Genomic DNA, 20,463 nt, shown 5'->3' on the forward strand with positions numbered 1-20,463 from the left:
TTTTAGAGAAATATAAATCAAAGAAGGTGGTAAGATACCTCATTATTATTTTAGCTGTGGTACTGGGAATACGTTCTCAGGCAGTAGCGCAAACCGATGAAGACTTCAACAACGAGCTAAGTTACGGTATAAACTTCAACTCAAACGGAGGTCTGATAGGAGGCCTGTTTATCCGTTCTTCTTACTTTAAGAAAGATAGGCTGTACCGCTTTGGAGCTATAGAGATTGTAGAAGTAAAGCATCCAAAGGAGAACCGCTGGTATAGTGTGAATACGGGCGACTTTTTCATTTACGGAAAGCAGAATTATTTATTTGTGGTGCGGCCACAATACGGCATGGAGTATATCCTGTTCAGGAAGGCGGCAGAGTCGGGGGTGCAGGTAAATGCCGTTGGTGCCATAGGGCCCTCTCTGGGGCTGCAGGTGCCTTACTACATCCGGTACAATTATAGCCAGAGTGGTTTCGAAGATATTCGCACCGAGCAATATAACCCTGTCATTCATGGCGACAGGAACAGCATCTATGGCAGTGCTAATGTGTTTACAGGCTTAGGCGAAACCCGGCTAACGCCTGGGCTACACTTTAAAGCCGGCCTCAGCTTTGAATATGGCCGTTACCGTGAAAGTGTAACAGGTATAGAGGTTGGTTTTCTGGTAGAGCATTATTTCAAACGTCCGGTCATTATACCGGATGCTCAGAATTTTAACACCTTCCCATCTGTTTACCTCAACATCTACTACGGTACCCGAAAGTAAACTTATCTGAAAGCAATTATTGTAATGAAATTGGCCTTCCAAAGGCTTTTTTGAAATTTTTGATCTATACCCATTCAGAGGGTAGAACGGAGTGTTTCTCTATCTATAATTCTTTCAAAACTCAAAATTTCCTTACGTCATCTTCAAATATCTAAATTAAAGAATTAGCACATTATCAATTATTCAAATAAAAATGGCCTCCAGAAGGTTTTAGAGCCTTTTGGTGTCAAGGGTATTGCTCCTGCCGGGCACTTACTTTTAGTTGCCTTAGCGCTATAAGTAAAACTTCTGGAAATGCCTAATGTGTTAATGTAGAACTTTGTATCTTTGTACTATGGATGAACTATTGACGCTACCGGTCATACAGCCTAATGCAGCGGCAGATGGGCTTAACGCTTTAGGAAAACCACGTAAGCCCAACTGGCTGCGTGTAAAGCTGCCGGTTGGGAAGGAATACGCAAAAGTAAGAAACATAGTAGACGAATATAAACTGCACACCATCTGCGAAAGCGGCAACTGCCCGAACATGGGCGAGTGCTGGGGAGCTGGTACTGCAACCTTTATGATTCTGGGGAACGTGTGTACGCGCAGCTGCTCTTTTTGCGCAGTGGCCACCGGCCGCCCCAATGAGTACGACACAGATGAGCCACGGCGCGTAGCAGAAGCTATTCAGCTGATGGGCGTAAAGCATGCTGTTATCACCTCTGTTAACCGCGATGAACTGAAAGACCGTGGTGCTGCTATCTGGCACGACACCGTGCGCCTGGTAAAAGAGCTGTCGCCTGCCACCACCATCGAAACCCTGATTCCGGATGTGAAAGCTAACTGGGATGCCCTGATTACCATGATCTCGCCGGGGCAGGAGGTTGTGTCGCATAACATGGAAACAGTAAAAGAGCTTTACCGCCGTGTAAGGCCGCAGGCTAAGTACGAGCGAAGCCTGGAGCAGACACGCCGCACCAAAGAGTATGGCAAGCGAACCAAAACCGGCATTATGCTGGGGCTGGGCGAAACCAGGGAGCAGGTGTACCAGGCCATGGATGACCTGGCTGCCAACGGATGTGATATTTTAACATTAGGCCAATACCTGCAGCCAACCAAATTGCACATCGAAGTAGCCGAGTTTATTCACCCGGATCTTTTTGATCATTATCGTGAAGAAGGCTTGAAACGTGGTTTAAAGTATGTTGAGTCCGGGCCGTTGGTTCGTTCTTCGTACCACGCAGAACGCCATGTACATGTATAGGTGCTATAAATTGGTGTAGAGGTAGCTGTAATAGAGGCGGTTAGTTTGTTAGAATAAGTTTTTGCTTAGCACGAAGTTCGTACAAATGAACAACTGCTAAGGCTACTGTAACCTATGACAGCGGAAGCATAACCACTTTGCCACAGCACAACAACATGTATAGACATCATGAATTTGATAAGATAATTTTTTTAAAAAAACATAAAAACTTTTTTTTAAGAACTTATCCAATAACGGTTGCCCTTAAACGTAGGGCAACCGTTATTTTTTTTGTGCTAACATATGTTATATTAAATATGTTTAAACACTTAACTTTCAAGAGATTCCCATTTTGGTTCTTTTAATAAAATTGAGCTGATCTGCCCGCTATGCTAACGGTTCTTTATTTTGTATACCCTTTAAATATCCTATAATTAGGATCCATACGCCAGAATATCAGCAGGTTCCGGAATTGGCATATGTAATTTTATTTAAACTTTTTTATATTTTTGAATTATTATCCAATTATGTTTGCATAATTGAACTTTAAAATCAGTTTATTAAATGATACTTTTGCTCGCCTCCAAAATGTTGTTTTTTACATACAATAAGCCCCAATCCTGCTTTTAAGCATAATCTTTCAAGTATTCAAGACCTTTAAAGGTATCTTTGAATACTTGTTTTCAGTACAATATAACGAATCGGTTATATATGACTTTGTTTATACAATTTTAAAACACCCGTATGAGTAAATTTTTTACCCTGTTATGTACATCCCTTCTGGTAGTCATACAAATAAGTTACGCCCAAACAGAATCTGTATTAAAATCAGCAGGTAATTATTCTGTAATAGCTAATACAGAAGTTACCAACTCCGGCATTACCAGCATTGGTGGCAACCTGGCTATATATCCTGGTAACCGGATTGTTGACCCAGGTGATGGGCTGGTTGTACCTGGTAGAAAAGAAACCGGAACCAGTACAGCTGAAACTGCACAAAACCATGCGAAGGAGGCATACGATGCACTTACTACACGCACCGTTACCAGGAACCTCGGAAACGTAATCGGTAACCGGCAGATACTTACGCCGGGCGTTTACTACATTCCCGGAGATGCCACGCTGAGCAACATTCTGATTCTGGATGGGCAGCGAAGTTTCGATTCTCAGTTTATATTTATTATCGACGGAGATTTTAGCTCTACCTCCCCGGCCTCCCCGGGTGTTACCAGTGCAGGTGTATTGCCGCAGAATGGGGCGCAGGCAGATAATGTTTTCTGGGTTGTTAAGGGTAAAGCAGATATTGGTGTATCTACTTTATTAATGGGGAGCATTTTGGCGCAGGAAAGCGTTACACTCCGCTCGGGGGCCAGCCTTATTGGCAGTGCCATATCTTTGAACAGCAGCGTTAACCTGGAAAACAACAACATCTATCTCACCAATATTATTTATGCTAACCTCGGTGTAACTAAAGTAGCGCAGCCAGCCAATGGCCGCTATACGGTTGGTGGTACAGTTACCTATGTTATAACAGCACGCAACAGCGGCGCAGACTCCGGCACTGCCACCAACGTGCGTGTAAGTGAGCAGTTCCCCAGCACTCTCGAATTTGTACATGCCGAGCCTTCTAAAGGTACATACAACCCGGAAACGAATGTCTGGGTGGTAGGTAATATAGAAGCCGAAACATCGGCTACGCTCACCATTACATTTAAAATTCTGGCAGCCGGTAATCTGGTGAACAACGTTGTTGTTACTTCGGATACCCCGGATCCAGATCCGGAAGATGACGAAGACGAAGACCCTATTGTTGTAATCTGTACAAACCCTGACCTGGTTATAACAGGCGATGCCTCTTTTTGCCCCGGGATACCTTTTTTAAACTATACCGTAACGGAAGTAGTAGGTGGTACTTATGTTTATGAAACAACTGGCGGATTAAGTATTGAGTCGCAGTCTGGCAACACAGTGCGGATAGGACTTGGTACGAGCGTTACAGGCGGAACTTTAACCGTGAGAGTAACAGACCAGTGCGGCGATGTTTACACTGCTACACAAATTATAGGTGGAGTAAATGTTTTACCAACTCTTCCTGTTATAGACGGACCTGCATTAATATGTCCAAACAGTGAAGCTGTATTTACTGCAACTGGCGGTAGTGCCGGTTTAACCTATAATTGGGTTGTAACAGGCGGTTTACAGATAGAAAACACCACCGATAATACAGTTACAGTTAGAGCCGGAAGCACAGGCGGTACCTTAAGTGTAAGCAGCACCAATAGTTGCGCGCTTACCAGCCCTCCAGCCACTATTACTATTGCCACAACCACACCTCTTGCTGCCTTAGCTGCCATTGAGGGCCCAACTGCCATATGTGCTGGAACTAATGCCACCTTCTCTGTGCCGGTACTTGCGGCAGATGCCAGCTACGAGTGGGGCTACTCAGGTAATTGGACCATAATTAGCGAAGGGATAGTAAATGGTCGGTATACAGTAAATGCACGGTTTGCAGAGGTTACTACAGGTTCTCTTACTTTAACAGCAACAAACGCCTGTGGCACAGTTACTGCCACACCAGTTGCTGTAACTGTATCGTCTGGGGCACCTGCTGCACCCGTTGATATAACAGCCGGTGGTGCTGCATGTGCAGGCGAGCAGGTTGCATACAGCATTAGCCCTGTGAACAATGCAGCTAGGTATGAGTGGACTGTAACAGGTACAGGTTGGTCTATTGCAGGTGATAATACCGGAGCTACTGTTACCGCCATAGCCGGTGCCGGAGCTGGCATACTCTCTGTAAAAGCAGTAAATGGCTGCGGAGAGAGTAGCACCTCCACTTTAAATGTTACGGGCGCAGAAACATTGGGTACAGTAGGAACCATAGCTGGATCAGCCACAACTTGCGAAGGAACTACAGGACTGCAATATTCTATAGGTAACGTTGCCAGAGCAACTTCCTACACTTGGTCGGTGCCAGCTGGCTGGACGATAACAGCAGGTCAGGGAACAACGGGTATTACAGTAAGAGCAGGAGCCGGTAGTGGTTCGGTTTCAGTTGTGGCTTCAAATGCCTGTACTACTGGCAATGCATCTCTTGCTGTTTCTTCGGTGCCACCAGTTGCTGCTGCCACTATTACCGATATCAGCGACCTGTGCAATGGGCTTGCCTTTAACACAAACCCGGTTGCCGGAGCCACTACGTATACCTGGAGCGTTCCGAATGGCTTTACCATTCTGTCGGGGCAGGGAAGTACCAGCATAAGAGTACGTGCCGATGCAGCGAATGCATTTGGAAGTGTAACACTGGTTGCCAGCAATGGCATTTGCGAGAGCCCTGCTGCCTCAGCACCTATCGACCTGGCGCGCGTAGACGGAGCCCTTGATTTCCCGAAAGCATTTAGCCCGAACGGTGATGGCATCAACGATAACTGGGTTATATCTAACATCTCGAAATACAGTAACCAGGTAACCCTGTTTAACCGTTGGGGGTCTGAAGTATACCGCAAAACAGACTACCAGAACGACTGGAACGGCAACGGGCTGGAAGCAGGAACTTACTTCTATAAAGTGAGTGTGCGGCAGTGCGACAACACCAACAGAGAATACACGGGCTATGTCATGATCTTCCGCTAAGCTCACCTGATAATAACTTAATACGAATTACCATATGAAATTACTTTATACGCTGCTGGCCCTCCTGCTCACCTTTGCGGCAAGTGCCCAGCAAAACCCCCAGTACTCGCAATATATTTTTAACAGCATGGCTATTAACCCGGCCTACACCGGGAGCAAAAAAGTGCTCAACTTTAACGCTTTTCACCGTTCGCAGTGGACCTCTATAGAAGGGGCGCCCACTACCAGCAGCCTGCTTGTAGATGGGCTGGTGGCAAACGATAAACTTGGCCTTGGCTTAGATATAACCCGCGACAAGATTGGTGCCCTCACCAATACGGCAGCTTATGCCAATGTAGCGGTGCGAGTGCCTCTGAGCGAACAAAGTACCCTGAGCCTGGGAGTAGCACCGGGCTTTAAGCAACGTTCTTTAAACGGTTTAGAACTAGGTATAATCGACGATCCATCTATCCCGACAGGCAACGAAACCTCCTTTAGGCCAGATGTTAAGCTTGGTTTGTATTTCAATACGAATCGCTTTTATGCAGGTGTGTCTGCTGCAGATCTGTTAAACTTTGAAGATGACCTGGAACTGAGTACTCAAAGGCATTATTTCTTTACCACGGGCTATGTGTTCGACCTGGGCAGCTCGCTTAAGTTTAAACCCAGCGTACTCATAAAAGAAGATTTTAAGGCACCTGCCAACGTAGACTTAAATGCTTTTCTGCTGATAAAAGATATCTTATGGCTTGGTGGCTCTTACCGTACCAGCATGAACCTCTTTAACGAGAACCCAGCTACCGATGCGCGTAACAGAACTGCTCTGGCGCTGATCGGGCAGATCCAGATCAGCAAAGCGTTCAGGTTAGGCTATGGCTACGATGTTATGCTGAACGATTTCAAAGGTGTGAGCACGCACGAAATTTCGGTAGGGTACTACCTGTTCGGCAAAAAGAATGTGCCGATGCTGACACCGCAATACTTTTAATTTTTAGCAGTACATTATATGAACTATAAATATACGCCCCTTTATATTTTTATTGCTCTTACGCTCTGCCTGGCAACCAATGCGCAGGCGCAGCTACGGAAGGCAGACCGACTTTACAGTAACTACGAATTTGCCCTGGCACTGGAGCAATATGAGCAGGCTATAGCCAAACGTACCCCTGACTTACAGACAGCCCAACGCATAGCCGACTCCTATCGCCTGACCCGCCGCAGCCAGGAAGCAGAAACCTGGTACGCGAAAGTGGTCAACATGCAAGGCCGGCATCCTCAGAACCTATACAATTATGCCGAAGCGCTCCGCAGCAACGGCAAACACGAAGAAGCAAAGAAGCACTACATGGCCTGGGGCGAAGAACTGCCTGAGATGGCTCCCATGGCTCAGCAAAAAATACAGGCTTGCGATAAAGCAGCAGAATGGATGAGCAAGTTGCCTGTGGCAGAAGTGAAGGCAGTGCCTGAGCTAAATGCAGCTGCGTTTTCTGATTTCAGCCCGATAAGTTTTGGGCAGGGCATTATTTTCAGCTCCGACCGTGCAGCCGGTAACCAAACCAAAACGTTTGGCTGGACCGGAAGACCCTACCTGAAATTGTTTAAAGCAGAGAAAAATGCTGCAGGCAGTTACGGTGCCCCTACAGCCTTGACTACTGAAATAAACTCCTCTTATCACAATGCCGCAGCTACTGCTGCCGAAGCTGGGCAGGAGCTGTACTTTACCAGAACTCACCTGATTAAAAACAAAGCTTACGGAAACCCCGACCCTACCAGCTGGGTAGAAAAAAACCAGCAAGTGCCGGAGTATGTGAGCCGGCTCGAAATTTTTAAAGCACAAAAGCAGGGAGACTCCTGGACAAACGTGCAGCCTTTCGCCTACAACAAAATAGAAGAGTATTCGGTTGGGCACCCGGCTCTGTCGCCAGATGGTAACGTGCTGTACTTTGTGTCTGATATGCCAGGCGGGCAAGGAGCTACCGATATTTACTATACCGTTCGGCAGCAGGATGGCAGTTGGGGCAAACCTGTAAATGCCGGAAGTACGATTAACACAGCAGGCAACGAAAGCTTTCCGTATGTAGACAAAAACGGCAAATTATTCTTTGCTTCTGATGGTCACGTAGGTTTAGGCGGGTTGGATATTTTTGCAGCAGATGGTCCGCATAACGCCTGGACAAGTGTGAAAAATCTCGGTTACCCTATTAACTCGTCTAAGAATGATTACGGTATTATGTTCGATAGCGTGAACGTGAGCGGGCTTTTATCTTCTAACCGCGATGCTGCTAACGGAACCGACGATATCTACCAGTTTAACATGTTGCAAGAGGCAGTGATACTTGCCATTAGAACACTGGAGCGAAAGCAGAACCAGCAGAAACGTACTGTTGAAGCACCGCTTCCTCAAGCAAGAGTAAAAGTTACGCAACAGCAGCTAACCGACTCTACTGTATTTGTAACTGATGTAAACGGAAAATATTTTCTGGAAAGCCGCAAAGGCAACACCTATACTTTCGAAGGTAAAAAGGACGGCTTCCTGAACCAATCGGTTGAAATAGAGGTACCCGTTACGGCCCGCGACACGGTAGAGGTAACGCTCTTATTCGATAAGAGCACCGCTGGCATTGCCATTGTGCTGGAGAAAATTTACTACGACCTCGATAAATGGGCCATAAGACCAGACGCTGCCAGAGAACTGGACAAACTGGTGAAGGTATTAAAAGCAAACCCGGCCATCAAGATTGAAATGAGCTCACACACCGACAGCCGCGAGGGATTTGCCTACAACCAGCTCCTTTCGGAGAGAAGGGCACAAGCCGCAGTAGATTATCTTATTTCTAAAGGAATCGGTAAAGAGAGGCTTACAGCAAAAGGATACGGCAAAACCAGACTGGTAAACGGCTGTATCGATGGAGTGCCTTGCTCTGAGCAGGAGCATCAGCTAAACCGCAGAACCGAGTTTAAAATAAAATAGGCATCACTGATGTGCTAGGTTTGTAACAAAGCACTTTATAGGAAGTTTTGTTGCATAAATCAACCTGTAACAGTGTTCTCTTCTAAATTATTCGAATGAAAATAGCCTCCAAAAGGTTTTGCATCTGAATTTTGCCAAGGGTCCACCCGACAAGTTTTAGTTGAATGTACTTAGTAAATAGACAAGCTCTGCCGAACCGAACCGGCAGAGCTTGTCTATTTTTAAACGGCTCGTTATACCTGGCGTGGCTCCTAAACCCTTGACCAAAAAATGGCTGAAATCTTTTTGGAGGCCTTTTTCATTCGAATAATTTGCTTCCTGACAAGGGTGTAATTAAAAAGCCTTACCTGAGAAAGGAGCAGAAGCGAGCTTGCCTCTGAAACGGACAAAGGTATTTTGCTTTAAATAAAGGCCAACCCTGAAGTGCACCTGCCCGTTCTCTTAAAATCAAATACGATTTCATGAAACAAAATTTACGAAGGCTGCTTTTTCTGTTCTTTCTATTCGCCGGGTTGTTGCCATCTTCTTTGTGGGCTCAGTCTGTTATACAAGGCAAGGTGCTGGATGCGCGTAGCCGCCAGCCGCTGGAGGGGGTAACAGTTACAGCAGCCGCAACCAATCTTCAAATCATCAGCGATCAAAACGGCGAATTCAGTATTCCTGCCGATGGCCCTTCTGCTACAATTAATTTTCAGTTAATTGGCTACAGTGCTCGCACCCTGGAAGTGCGACTGCCATTGCAGGAAACCTTGCAGATTGCCTTACAACCTACTGCCACAAACTTATCTGAGGTAATCGTAACCGGCTACGAGAACAACCGCCGATTACTCGAAACAGCCGGAGCCATAAGCGTAGTAGACAGCGAAGTAATACAACGGTTCGACGAAAGCTCGCTGGTGCGTGCGGTAAATACAGTGCCGGGGGTGCGTATGGAGGAAAGAGCCCCTGCCAGTTACCGCATCTCCATCAGGGGGAGCAGCCTGCGTTCGCCATACGGCGTGCGCAACGTAAAAATGTATATGGGCGATGTGCCGCTTACCGAAGCGAGCGGTGTTACCATGCTAAACATGCTGGATGCCGGTAACATTGGCCGCATGGAAATACTGAAAGGGCCGGTAGGAAGCATATATGGAGCAGGTACAGGAGGGGCCATATTGCTGGAGCCGAAACGTGCCGCACCCGGAGAGCACCAACTGGAAGTAGGCGCGACCACTGGTTCTTACGGGTTCCGGCGCTATGCCGTAACTGCCTCTACAGGAGGAGAAAAAGCCAATGCACTGGTGCAGTTTACAAAGCAGCAGTACGATGGCTACCGCGAGCACACGGCCATGGAGCGCGATGTATTTCTGCTCTCCACCAATTTCTATCCTACCGAGAATCAAACCATCTCCGCGTTTCTTATTTACTCAGACTTGTTCTACCAGTTACCAGGTGCGCTTACACAGGAGCAGTATAACGAAAACCCGCGCCAGGCCCGTGGAGGTACCTTAGGTAGTGTGGCCCAGAATGCCACCATGAACATGGATGGCGTAAACGTGGGGCTCTCGCATGAGTATAAGTTCAGTAACAACTGGCGTAACATTACCTCTGTTTATGGGTTGATCCGCGCGCAGGACCACCCGTTTAACACCGACTACGAGCGAAATGCCAACCAGGAATATGGCCTCAGGTCGCGGCTTACTCATACGGCTGCAATAGGAGCAACCGAGGCAGTTTTTACCGTAGGCGGCGAATATCAGAGAGGGTTTCAGGTGGCACGCACCTACGACAACAATGGCGGGAATGTAGGCCTGATGCGCTCTGACGACGAATTAATTGCCGAAACTGGATTATTGTTTGCTCAAGCCGAGTTTAAGTTGCCTGCAGATTGGATCGCTACCGCAGCGCTCAGCTACAACGACACCCGCTACTATATTACCCGCTTGCAGCAGGCGGCTGCTGGAGAGGAGTTTAAGTTTAATCGAGATTTCGCTGCCGTACTTTCGCCACGGGTAGCTTTGCTCAAACGGCTTTCTGCTACTATTTCGGCGCATGCCAGTGTTAGTGCCGGCTACTCTCCACCCACCGAAGAAGAAATCCTGACTTCAGATGGCGTATTAAATCAGGAACTTGAAGCGGAGAAAGGCCTGAACTACGAAGCTGGCGTTCGGGGCACCATGCTCAACGGGCGCCTGAACTTCGATGTAGTCGGTTTTTCTTTCCGGTTAAACGAGACCATTGTGAGTCGGCAGGAGTTGTCGAGTATTGCTGTTTTCCGGAATGTAGGTTCAACAAGGCAGAATGGAATCGAAACAGCTTTGGCTTTTACCATTTTAGAAGAACCCTTGGCTCCTGTGAACCTGCTCAAGCTGTGGGGTAGCTACACCTATAACCATTTCAGGTTCCGGGAATATCAGCAGGGCGAAACCATACTATCTGGTAACCAGTTAACAGGCGTGGCACCACACATGGCAACTGCAGGCCTCGACTTGGCAACGCGCATCGGGTTTTACCTGAACCTCACTTCTAATTATGTAGATGAAATTCCGCTGAATGATGAGAATACAGTTTTCTCTGATTCGTTTCTGATAATGGGAGCGCGCGCGGGAGTGAGGCGAACTTTAGGCAAACAGTTAGCTATTGATGCTTTCTTTGGTGCCGAGAATCTTACAAACCAGAAATACAGCCTCGGCAACGATCTCAACGCTTTTGGTGCCCGCTTCTATCAGCCAGCCGCAGACAGGAATTATTATGGCGGCCTTTCGTTGCGGTACGCGCTTTGAATTTCGAATGAGTGAATGATTGAGTGAATAGTTTTGATTGAGAGACAAAAATTTGGGTAAAATAGTTGTCAGCAGAATGTTGAAAAGCCTGAATCGCGAAGTGCCTTACGCACTGTTGTTACGTAAATACAGCATGCACTTTACCTTTCATCAGGAGTTGCAACAGTAGAGATGTTCCTGATTTAAAAGATCACATTCACTTAATCACTCCATCAAAATCCATTCATTCAAAATTTTAACCATGAAACCAGATGACAAAAATGCGGCATTGCCACTGGAGAAGCAGCCATTCAGGGTGCTGCTTATTTCGGCTTCGCAACGGAGGCAGTACAATTGCCCAGGCGTAGACTCTAAATCACGAACCTTGCTGTTGCGGATGGCGGAGCAGCTGCCGCAGGACTGGGAAATCGATCTGGAAGATATTGGGAATGTGTATGCGCGGGAGCGGATTCAGAGTTGTAATGCCTGCGTGAGCACTTCCATGGCGCCGTGTGTGTGGCCTTGCAACTGCTACGAGAAAGACAGCAAAGCAGAGCCTGACCTGCTCTGGAACCTCGATCTCTACGCTCGCCTCGACATGGCCGATGCCTGGGCTTTTGTAGCGCCACATAACTGGTACGGGCCAACTTCTAACCTGAAACTTCTGTTCGACAGGCTGGTGTGCATGAACGGAGGCAACCCGAACGAGGAGCTGATTGAGCACAAAAACCCGGAACTGGCCATGAAACTGGATAAAACGCCGGAGTGGGAAGAGCTGAGCCAAAACCACCTGGAGGGCCGCACCGCCGCCTTTTTCTGCCACGGCGACCTGGGTGGCGATGAGATAGATGCTACAGGGCGGCCAAGGCTGCTGCATCACAAGCTTTATTTCGATCCGGAGCAGGAGCCTTTTCAGGACGAGCGGGATGCCTATGCTCCGCTGGTGTGGCAGTGCCGGTACAGCGGCATAGAGGTGCCCGACCAACTCTGGACTTATGCCGCCATTGGCGAAGGAAAGAAATATTCTGAAAACCAGGCAGAAGATATGGTGCAGGATAACAGTTCTATGGCAGCCTTTGATAAGTGGGTAAAAGAATTTGCGCAGTTTGTTGAGGCAAAAGGTAAGGTACAGCCTGGCAAGTTCAGGGCCTATGGCTACAAAGCACCGAGCCACACCTGGCAGGAAATAAAATTAGGTTGGCGCGATGCACGCATGCGTATCGGTTTTTCTCCGGCTGGCTCCTCTCCTAAAAAACAGCAGGACCAGGGGCTCAACAAAGACGTAACTCTTTTTCCGGGTAAGTCAGAAAATGAGCGTAATGGTTAATTCTGAAATTAGCTCTCAAAGTGTATACAAGTTGACTTACCGAGTGGAGGAGCAATTTTTCAAATGAAAACCCCCTTCAAAAGGATTTTCATTAAAATACTGCCAAGGGTAAACCCGACATCTTTAGCATTTGTGCACTTAGGTATATAGTTTTATCCTGAAATTATCTGAGGTTTCCTTAATTCAGCAATTTTAAGGTTGAAAGGAGGTAATTATTTTTTGATAGTTTAAATCTTCAAATCCAATATTCAGCAAAGCTATCATCTGATAACCAGCAATTATTTAAATGAAATTGGCCTTCCAAAGCTATTTTAGCTTAAAATGGGTCAAGGGTTCAGGAGTATTAGCCTGGCGGGTACTGAGCCATAATACTGGAAACGGCTCTGTTCAGGCGCTTTTGATCCGTATCGGTTACTGTAATGCCTCCGTCTGCCCATCCTCGCCAGACTAATGCATTTAAGCCTGGATTAATGAAGTCGATTACAAGCGTACCGACCTGATACTCGCTGATGCTGCGGTATGTAGGTAGGCCTGCAAAGTCGTAGTTAAAGCGGTAGCCGTACCAATAGCTGTAACCATAGCCATACCCAGGCACCACTACATTGTTTTGGCTTTCAGGGTCAGTGGCTATGGCAATATCGTAAGCAATAAGCAGATCTGGTGCTTCGTCGATAGCAGGTGTCAGGCCTTTTATTACCAGTTCGCTGGCAATTGCTGCTTTTAACTGCTCATCTATCGAAGTGTTGTACTGGGGTGTTTCGCCATTCAACTGTAGGTTGGCCCCTGCTTCGTAAAAACCAAACGTACGGTATGGCTGAAAACTAACGGTCCGGTCGAAGTCGCTTTGTACGTTGAGCATCGCAAAGCCACAGCCTGTTAGTCCTGCCAACGCGGCAACAAAGGCCAGCATTAGACCACGGTAGAGAATAAAAGAGTGTAGACGCATATAGCTTTGAACAGGTTTTGGGTTTTGTGTTCACAAGCTATACGAGAGACAAGGTTTGTCAGATTAAACTTAGAGCAAACTCCTGCAGTATTACCAATCCTGCGCTTGCGCCTGACGACGCTTCGTCCGCCGGTAAGATTTTAGCACAGCTTCCTTATTCTCTACCCAAATACTCAGCTCCTCCGACATACTTTTAGTTGCTGTTGTACCTGGCGGAACAGTTTTATTTTCTGGTGCTGCATAATAAGCAACAGCCTGTTCTGGTGAGTTGGCAGGGAAAATGGCAGCGGCTTCAGGTTGACTTACATTTTGCAAGGAAGCCATGACTGGTAAAGCAGTATCTTGTGCTGAAGCCTGAAATCCTGAAAGACTAAAGCCTAACATACCTGTTACAAGAAGAATCACTTTCATGGTAGCGTAGTTTGCCACACAATGCCTTGTAAAAGCACTGTGTAGGTTTGGTCAGAATAAGGTTAGAGTTTGGCAACGACAGAATTAGCTATGACCAGGAGTTCCTGGTGCAGGAGTTACAGAAAGTCAGAACCAATATTGTTTTACCTGCAGCGAAATGGCTGCAATGCTTTATTAAGGGAGTTTTCAGTAAGTGTGGTTAGATGCGCAAAAGGGCAGGTTTGTAAAATACATGTCTGCTTGTCCTGATAAATACAATTTAAATACCAATTTAAGGATGGGCCGGAATTAGCTAACCTGGTATAGAGGGCGCTGCAATATTTATCTGCATCAGCTTTTATCACTATTCACAATAAAATAGTAGGATTAACTGTATTTTGTTGTATTTATTTAATATAGTGTAATGTTGATATATTTGTACATCAAAAGAATAAAAGGCTTTAAGTAGGGGTAAGTCCAGTTCTGCAGGTTCCGGGAGTGGTGCATATTGGCTCTGTTATTCCCATTATGGGAAGTTGGGTAGCTTTTTATACTTTTGAACGACTGCTTCAATAGCAAATGCTGCCTCCAGGTAAATGAAACATTTAACTAAATTTTATAAGGCTGGCGTTGCTGTGAGTTTTAAGCAAACTCAACTTACGTAATCGTAATAATTTCAAAATACTTTGGGTGCGGGAGGAGATGGGATGTGTGAACTGAAAAGTTTACTGGTAGAAACTGCAACACTTGTTCTGTGAGGGTGCTGCAGCAAAGCTTTATAACGCTTGCATCCGGAGCAAAAAGGGATAAACCAGCAGCTAAAAGCAAACAAGGCTGCCTTTGCGGGGCAGCCTTGTTTCAGATACATAAATACTTTACCTGGTCTTTAAACAGCAGTTATCTCTTTATGCTCTTCGTTATAGGCTTCTATAGGGGCGCAGGAGCAAACCAGGTTACGATCGCCATAAGCACTGTCGATGCGGCTAACAGTTGGCCAGAACTTATAATGACGCGCATGCTCGTAAGGGTAAACTGCTTTTTCGCGGCTGTAGGGTCTGTCCCAGTTTTCGGCAAGAACAACCTGAGCCGTGTGCGGTGCATTTTTAAGTACGTTGTTTTTCTGATCGGCTTTACCCGCTTCTATTTCATTGATTTCTTCTCTAATAGAAATCATGGCATCGCAGAAACGATCCAGTTCCTCCTGTGCCTCCGATTCCGTTGGCTCTACCATGAGTGTACCAGCTACCGGGAAAGAAACAGTTGGTGCATGGAAACCATAGTCCATGAGGCGTTTGGCAATGTCTTCTACCTCCACGCCAAACTTTTTAAAGCCACGGCAATCCAGAATCATTTCGTGGGCGCAACGACCTTTGCTGCCAACATACAGCACCGGATAGTGTTTTTCCAGGCGTGCTTTAATGTAGTTCGCATTCAGGATTGCAAACTTGGTTGCCTCAGTCAGTCCTTCGCCTCCCATCATCGAAATGTATGCATAGGATATTGGTAAAATACTGGCAGAACCCCAAGGAGCAGCCGATACTGCATTAATAGCTGTTTCTTCACCAATTTTAACAACAGCATGGCCAGGCAGGAAAGGAGCCAGATCTTTTACCACACCAATAGGCCCAACACCCGGACCACCACCACCGTGAGGAATGCAGAACGTTTTGTGCAGGTTCAGGTGGCAAACATCAGCACCAATGGTAGCCGGAGAGGTCAGGCCAACCTGTGCGTTCATGTTGGCTCCGTCCATATACACACGGCCACCGTTCTCATGAATAGTATTACAAATCTCAATAATGCTTTCCTCATACACCCCGTGTGTAGAAGGGTACGTCACCATCAGGCACGAAAGATCGTTTTTGTGCTGCTCTGCCTTTGCGTGCAGGTCGGCTACATCAATGTTTCCTTTTTCGTCGCACTTCACAATAACTACTTTCATGCCGGCCATAACCGCAGATGCCGGGTTGGTACCATGAGCCGAAGAAGGAATAAGCGCGATGTTTCGATGATGATCGCCACGCGACTCGTGGTAAGCACGAATAACCATCAGGCCGGCATATTCACCTTGCGCACCGGAGTTTGGCTGCAGCGACACGGCATCAAAACCGGTTACTTCGCAAAGCCAGCTTTCCAGGTCTTCAAAAATTTGTTTATAGCCTTGTACCTGGTCGGCAGGAGCAAAGGGGTGCAGCTGCCCGATCTCTGGCCAGGTTACCGGAATCATTTCGGCGGTGGCGTTTAGTTTCATAGTGCAGGAGCCAAGCGGAATCATGCCGTGCGCCAGCGAGAAGTCTTTGTTCTCGAGGTGCTTCATATAACGCAGAATCTCACTTTCTGAGTGGTGCTTGTTAAAGACCTCCTGCTTTAAATACTCGCTTTTTCTGATGAAGCCTTCTGGCCAGGTAATTTCTGTTTCGGCAGGTAGTTCGTCTAGTGTTAATACCTCTGCTGATTTTCCGGCTACCTTTGCAAAAACAGCTAAAATATCTTTCACATCTTGCAGATCGGTGTTCTCGTTCAGCGAGATGGTGATGTGCGTATCGTTAACAAAGCGGAAGTTAATGCCTGCTGCCTCAGCCTCGGTGCGTATGGCTGCTTGTAATTCGGCACTTTCTACGGCTATTTTAAGTGTATCGAAGTACTGCTCGTTCAGCTGCTCAAAGCCTAAAGTTCTAAGGCCGCTTTCCAGTTGCTGTGCCAGCGCATGCGTGTTCAGGCCAATGTACTTCAGGCGGCGTGGCCCGTGGTACACGGCATACATACCGGCAATAACTGCCAGCAGTACCTGTGCCGTACAAATATTTGAAGTTGCTTTCTCACGACGAATGTGTTGCTCACGTGTTTGAAGCGCCATGCGGTACGCCTTGTTGCCCTGTGCATCTAAAGAAGCTCCGATTATACGGCCCGGAATAACACGTTTAAAGGCATCTTTGGTAGCAAAATAACCTGCATGAGGACCTCCATAACCCATAGGCACGCCAAAACGTTGTGTTGTGCCCACTACTACATCGGCACCCATTTCGCCCGGAGGCGTGAGTAAGGTTAGCGAAAGCAAATCGGCAGCAACAGCCACCAAAATGTCCTGTGCATGGGCAGTAGCTATAAAAGAAGTGTAGTCGAAAATCTCACCGTCGGCAGCCGGGTATTGCACAATGGCACCAAACAGCGACGCATCTTCAAGGTTCGCCTGTCGGTGATCGCCTATTTCAAGCTCAATGCCAAGTGGCGTTGCCCGCGAAATAAGTACATCAATTGTCTGTGGCAGGCAAAGCTCCGATACAAAGAAGCGGGTAGCGTTTTTGCGGGCACCTTTGCGCTGCGCGTAGAACATGCCCATGGCCTCGGCTGCGGCAGTTCCCTCATCAAGCAAAGAGGCATTGGCTATTTCCATGCCGGTGAGTTCCATTACCATGGTCTGGTAATTGATCAGCGCCTCCAGGCGGCCCTGCGCAATTTCTGCCTGGTAAGGAGTGTAAGCCGTGTACCAGCCTGGGTTCTCCATAATGTTACGCAGAATAACAGGTGGCATTATGGTGTCGTTGTATCCTAAGCCGATGTAAGACTTAAATACTTTATTTTGTTTGGCTATAGCTCCGAACTTTTTCAGGAAATCTTTTTCGGAGAGGCCTCTGGGTAGGTTCAAAGGTTTTTTCAGGCGAATGGCCGCCGGTACTGTCTCGTCAATTAGCTGATCCAGCGAAGATACCCCTATCGTGTTTAGCATGTCCAGCATCTGTTCCTTATCAGGCCCATTATGACGCTCCTTAAACACATCAGCAGGTTTAGTTTTGAATATCATGTGTACGAAATATAGATTGGGAATGTGGGTTTAGTTAAAAGGCGTTACAGCTAATATACTCTTTTTATTGTTTACACAAAAGTAACAGTAATTGTGTATTATACAGAAACACACAGCTGAAATAGTTCTGATGCCACGTATACAGAGCTATTGGCTGCTATACTTTGTTAATCAGGTAAAAAGGCTGCCCCTTTGCCCGATGCTGCTGCCTTTTAACACCTGGAGAGACATAAAAATTCAAGTTTAATCGCCCATGCTGAAACTGAAGATTGGAATTATAAAAGAAGGGAAAACTCCCCTGGATAAAAGGGTGCCACTCACGCCAAAAAAATGCGTGGAACTGATGGCTGCCTTTCCGGGGGCGCAGGTGGTGGTGCAGCCTAGCGAAAAGCGCTGCTTCTCCGATGCCGAGTACCAGGAGCTGGATATTCCGTTGCAGCAGAACCTGCAGGATTGCGACATACTGATGGGCGTGAAGGAGGTGCCAGTGGAACAGCTGATTCCGGACAAAACCTATTTCTTCTTCTCTCACACTATTAAGGAGCAGCCACAAAACGCGAAGCTGCTCCGGTCCATCCTTCAGAAAAACATTACGCTTATAGATTATGAAACCCTTACCAATGCACACGGGCAACGGCTGGTGGCATTTGGGCGGTATGCTGGTATAGTAGGAGCCTATAACGGAATCAGAACGTACGGGCTAAAATGGAAGCTCTTTAATTTAAAGCCAGCTTACCTTTGCCGGGAGATGGAGGATATGCAGGAAGAGTATTTTAAGGTAAAGCTCCCTCCTATTAAAATAGCCGTTACAGGAGGCGGCAGGGTTGCAGGAGGAGCCATGGAAGTACTGGATAAAATGCGGATTAAAAAGGTCAGCGTATTCGATTACCTGTACAAACAATTTAGAGAGCCGGTGTACGCCCAACTGCACTCAGGAGACTATAATAACAGGCCTGATGTGGAGGTGTGGGACTCTCCCGATTTTTACCAGCACCCGCAGCTTTACAAATCTACCTTCCGGAAATTTACGCGTGTAACCGACCTGCTGCTGGCCTGTGCTTACTGGGATCCACGTGCACCAAAACTCTTTACAGAACAAGAAATACGTGCAGCCGATTTCAAGATCAATACCATTGCCGATATTACCTGCGATATTAACGGTTCTATTCTGTGTACAAAACGCTCCGCTACTATAGATGCCCCTGCCTACGATTATAACCCGACAACAGAACTACTAGAATCAGCTTATAGTAAAGAAACAAATATAACCGTCATGGCTGTAGATAACCTGCCGTGCGAGCTTCCCCGCAATGCCTCCCGCGACTTCAGCCGTCAACTACTCGACCGGGTCTTTCCGCATCTGTTCACAGGCGATAAAGAAGGAGTTCTGCAACGAGGTACCATAGCAACAGCAGGCAAGCTAACAGAGCGGTATTTATATATGGAAGATTATGTAGAGCAGACAAGCACTTAAAAGCTGCCTGCAGCGGGGTAGTAACTTATAGCTCTCTTTTGAAAAAAGTGAAACAACAGCGTTATGAAGCGAACGGATATATTGAAGGAAGAGAGAGAATAATGGTAGTTTAAATTATTCGAATGAAAAAGGCCTTCTGAAGGCAAAAGTGACACTAGCAATTCAAGGGTAAACTTGTGACCACCTGAGTGCAACAGCAACCACATGAGCAGGTAAGAGGAGAGTATGAGCAGCAAGCCTAAACTAAGGAAGGAAAACAACATCTCAGCCACCTTAGTACATGCAAGGAGATACGTTTGATGTCCTCCTTCTATCCAAGGTAACTATTGCTGCCCCAAATTAAAAACAATGCTGGCTCCATCTTGTGCTGGTCTTGTGCTGGCGCGAGCGTCCTCGCTCGTGTCTACTATTCCGCGGCCTCTAACCGCTTTAAAGATCTTTGGATGAGGTACCTCAACATATAAATAAAATTGGAGCAGCCGATAAAGCATCCCAAAGGCCCATCCAAGGGAAAAGCAGACGACCTGACCCTTGACTGAAAAAGAGCAAAAACCCTTCCGGAGGCTGATTTCATTGGAAAGATTGGAGACAGCCGGTTTTATGTAATGCCTTACCAGGCGTTGCCTGAGGAAAAACTATTACGCTTCTGGAACCAACTGTGCTCTGGCCGCTGTTACCCCTCCGCCTGCGAGGCAAAAAGAATCCTTCTGATTTAGAGGGCCTTGGGAAATACTTCCGGTAATCGCAGTCCCGGCGCTTGGAAAACGGGAAAGGTTTGCTACTTTTGCATCCCCATCCGGCAGGGACGGGGGATCGGCCGAGGGGCCGGGAAGGAGTTGAAAAAAAAGTTTGCCTCGGTGCTTGCGGATTTCGGAAAGGTTCTTACCTTTGCATCCCGTTTGAGAGACAAGGCGGATCGGCGGGCCAGGCAGTGGCCGCCGGGGAGGGGAGAGGAAAAGAGATTGAAAATATTTCTCCTTTTTCTTTTGCAACTTCCGAAAAGCTTCTTACCTTTGCACCCGCTTCTAAAGGGAAGCGATTCTGAAAGCCGCCGTAACAGGGGCCGGCAGGGTGAAGGAGGGAGGAAAAAAAAGAAAAAAAATATTCCCTCGATCGCTTGCAGAGAGAGAAAAGCTTCTTACCTTTGCAACCCGCTCCGGAAGGGAGGGGAAAGAGAGAGCAGATTACGAGTACAAGCCGTTGAGGCATAGCCGCTAAGG

12 protein-coding genes are annotated in these 20,463 nt (G+C 47.0%); 8 read left to right on the forward strand and 4 right to left on the reverse strand.

The window, feature by feature from the left end; genetic code table 11:
- The first annotated feature begins 26 nt into the window (after positions 1-26).
- The 7 genes from FVR03_RS14760 to FVR03_RS14790 all read left to right on the forward strand — a co-directional run bounded on the left by FVR03_RS14760 (position 27) and on the right by FVR03_RS14790 (position 12,631).
- Positions 27-755, forward strand: coding sequence for a hypothetical protein (locus tag FVR03_RS14760; RefSeq protein WP_255474228.1), 729 nt, complete (start codon positions 27-29; stop codon positions 753-755).
- Between the two features lie 334 nt (positions 756-1,089).
- Positions 1,090-2,001: a lipoyl synthase gene (gene lipA, locus FVR03_RS14765; RefSeq protein WP_255474229.1), complete on the forward strand. Its 912-nt coding sequence runs from the start codon at positions 1,090-1,092 to the stop codon at positions 1,999-2,001.
- A gap of 723 nt (positions 2,002-2,724) precedes the next feature.
- Positions 2,725-5,613 (forward strand): PKD-like domain-containing protein, encoded by a 2,889-nt coding sequence (locus FVR03_RS14770; protein ID WP_147922532.1) that lies wholly within the window; start codon positions 2,725-2,727, stop codon positions 5,611-5,613.
- Between the two features lie 34 nt (positions 5,614-5,647).
- A complete protein-coding gene (locus FVR03_RS14775; protein WP_147922533.1) occupies positions 5,648-6,580 on the forward strand; it encodes a PorP/SprF family type IX secretion system membrane protein in 933 nt (310 codons plus the stop codon).
- 18 nt (positions 6,581-6,598) lie between these two features.
- The gene (locus FVR03_RS25110; RefSeq protein WP_147922534.1) at positions 6,599-8,563 is read left to right on the forward strand and encodes an OmpA family protein; all 1,965 of its coding nucleotides are present in this window, start codon (positions 6,599-6,601) and stop codon (positions 8,561-8,563) included.
- A gap of 461 nt (positions 8,564-9,024) precedes the next feature.
- Entirely contained in the window at positions 9,025-11,325 is a 2,301-nt protein-coding gene (locus tag FVR03_RS14785) for a TonB-dependent receptor domain-containing protein (RefSeq protein ID WP_147922535.1), read from the forward strand.
- Between the two features lie 241 nt (positions 11,326-11,566).
- The gene (locus FVR03_RS14790; RefSeq protein WP_147922536.1) at positions 11,567-12,631 is read left to right on the forward strand and encodes an NAD(P)H-dependent oxidoreductase; all 1,065 of its coding nucleotides are present in this window, start codon (positions 11,567-11,569) and stop codon (positions 12,629-12,631) included.
- 343 nt (positions 12,632-12,974) lie between these two features.
- On the opposite strand, the gene FVR03_RS14795 is transcribed toward FVR03_RS14790, so the two are convergent.
- The 3 genes from FVR03_RS14795 to gcvP all read right to left on the reverse strand — a co-directional run bounded on the left by FVR03_RS14795 (position 12,975) and on the right by gcvP (position 17,769).
- The gene (locus FVR03_RS14795) at positions 12,975-13,577 is read right to left on the reverse strand and encodes a DUF4136 domain-containing protein (protein ID WP_147922537.1); all 603 of its coding nucleotides are present in this window, start codon (positions 13,575-13,577) and stop codon (positions 12,975-12,977) included.
- Positions 13,578-13,667: 90 nt separating this feature from the next.
- Complete coding sequence (locus FVR03_RS14800) at positions 13,668-13,988, reverse strand: hypothetical protein (RefSeq protein WP_147922538.1); 321 nt, start codon at positions 13,986-13,988, stop codon at positions 13,668-13,670.
- An 865-nt stretch (positions 13,989-14,853) separates the two neighbouring features.
- A complete protein-coding gene (gene gcvP, locus FVR03_RS14805; protein ID WP_147922539.1) occupies positions 14,854-17,769 on the reverse strand; it encodes an aminomethyl-transferring glycine dehydrogenase in 2,916 nt (971 codons plus the stop codon).
- Positions 17,770-18,022: 253 nt separating this feature from the next.
- On the opposite strand from gcvP, the gene FVR03_RS14810 reads away from it, so the two are divergent.
- On the forward strand, positions 18,023-19,243 hold the full coding sequence (locus FVR03_RS14810) for an NAD(P)-dependent oxidoreductase (RefSeq protein WP_147922540.1): 1,221 nt from the start codon (positions 18,023-18,025) through the stop codon (positions 19,241-19,243).
- 882 nt (positions 19,244-20,125) lie between these two features.
- On the opposite strand, the gene FVR03_RS24745 is transcribed toward FVR03_RS14810, so the two are convergent.
- The coding region (locus FVR03_RS24745) for a hypothetical protein (protein WP_222707241.1) at positions 20,126-20,463 on the reverse strand (338 nt) is incomplete at its 5' end.

The organism is Pontibacter qinzhouensis, from assembly GCF_008017455.1.
Classification (GTDB): Bacteria; Bacteroidota; Bacteroidia; order Cytophagales; family Hymenobacteraceae; genus Pontibacter; species Pontibacter qinzhouensis.

Bases quoted from the DNA above. Each gene is read 5' to 3' on its own strand.
- lipA (WP_255474229.1), top strand. From the start codon at position 1,090: ATGGATGAACTATTGACGCTACCGGTCATACAGCCTAATGCAGCGGCA.
- FVR03_RS14770 (WP_147922532.1), top strand. From the start codon at position 2,725: ATGAGTAAATTTTTTACCCTGTTATGTACATCCCTTCTGGTAGTCATA.
- FVR03_RS14775 (WP_147922533.1), top strand. From the start codon at position 5,648: ATGAAATTACTTTATACGCTGCTGGCCCTCCTGCTCACCTTTGCGGCA.
- FVR03_RS25110 (WP_147922534.1), top strand. From the start codon at position 6,599: ATGAACTATAAATATACGCCCCTTTATATTTTTATTGCTCTTACGCTC.
- FVR03_RS14785 (WP_147922535.1), top strand. From the start codon at position 9,025: ATGAAACAAAATTTACGAAGGCTGCTTTTTCTGTTCTTTCTATTCGCC.
- FVR03_RS14790 (WP_147922536.1), top strand. From the start codon at position 11,567: ATGAAACCAGATGACAAAAATGCGGCATTGCCACTGGAGAAGCAGCCA.
- FVR03_RS14795 (WP_147922537.1), bottom strand. From the start codon at position 13,577: ATGCGTCTACACTCTTTTATTCTCTACCGTGGTCTAATGCTGGCCTTT.
- FVR03_RS14800 (WP_147922538.1), bottom strand. From the start codon at position 13,988: ATGAAAGTGATTCTTCTTGTAACAGGTATGTTAGGCTTTAGTCTTTCA.
- gcvP (WP_147922539.1), bottom strand. From the start codon at position 17,769: ATGATATTCAAAACTAAACCTGCTGATGTGTTTAAGGAGCGTCATAAT.
- FVR03_RS14810 (WP_147922540.1), top strand. From the start codon at position 18,023: ATGCTGAAACTGAAGATTGGAATTATAAAAGAAGGGAAAACTCCCCTG.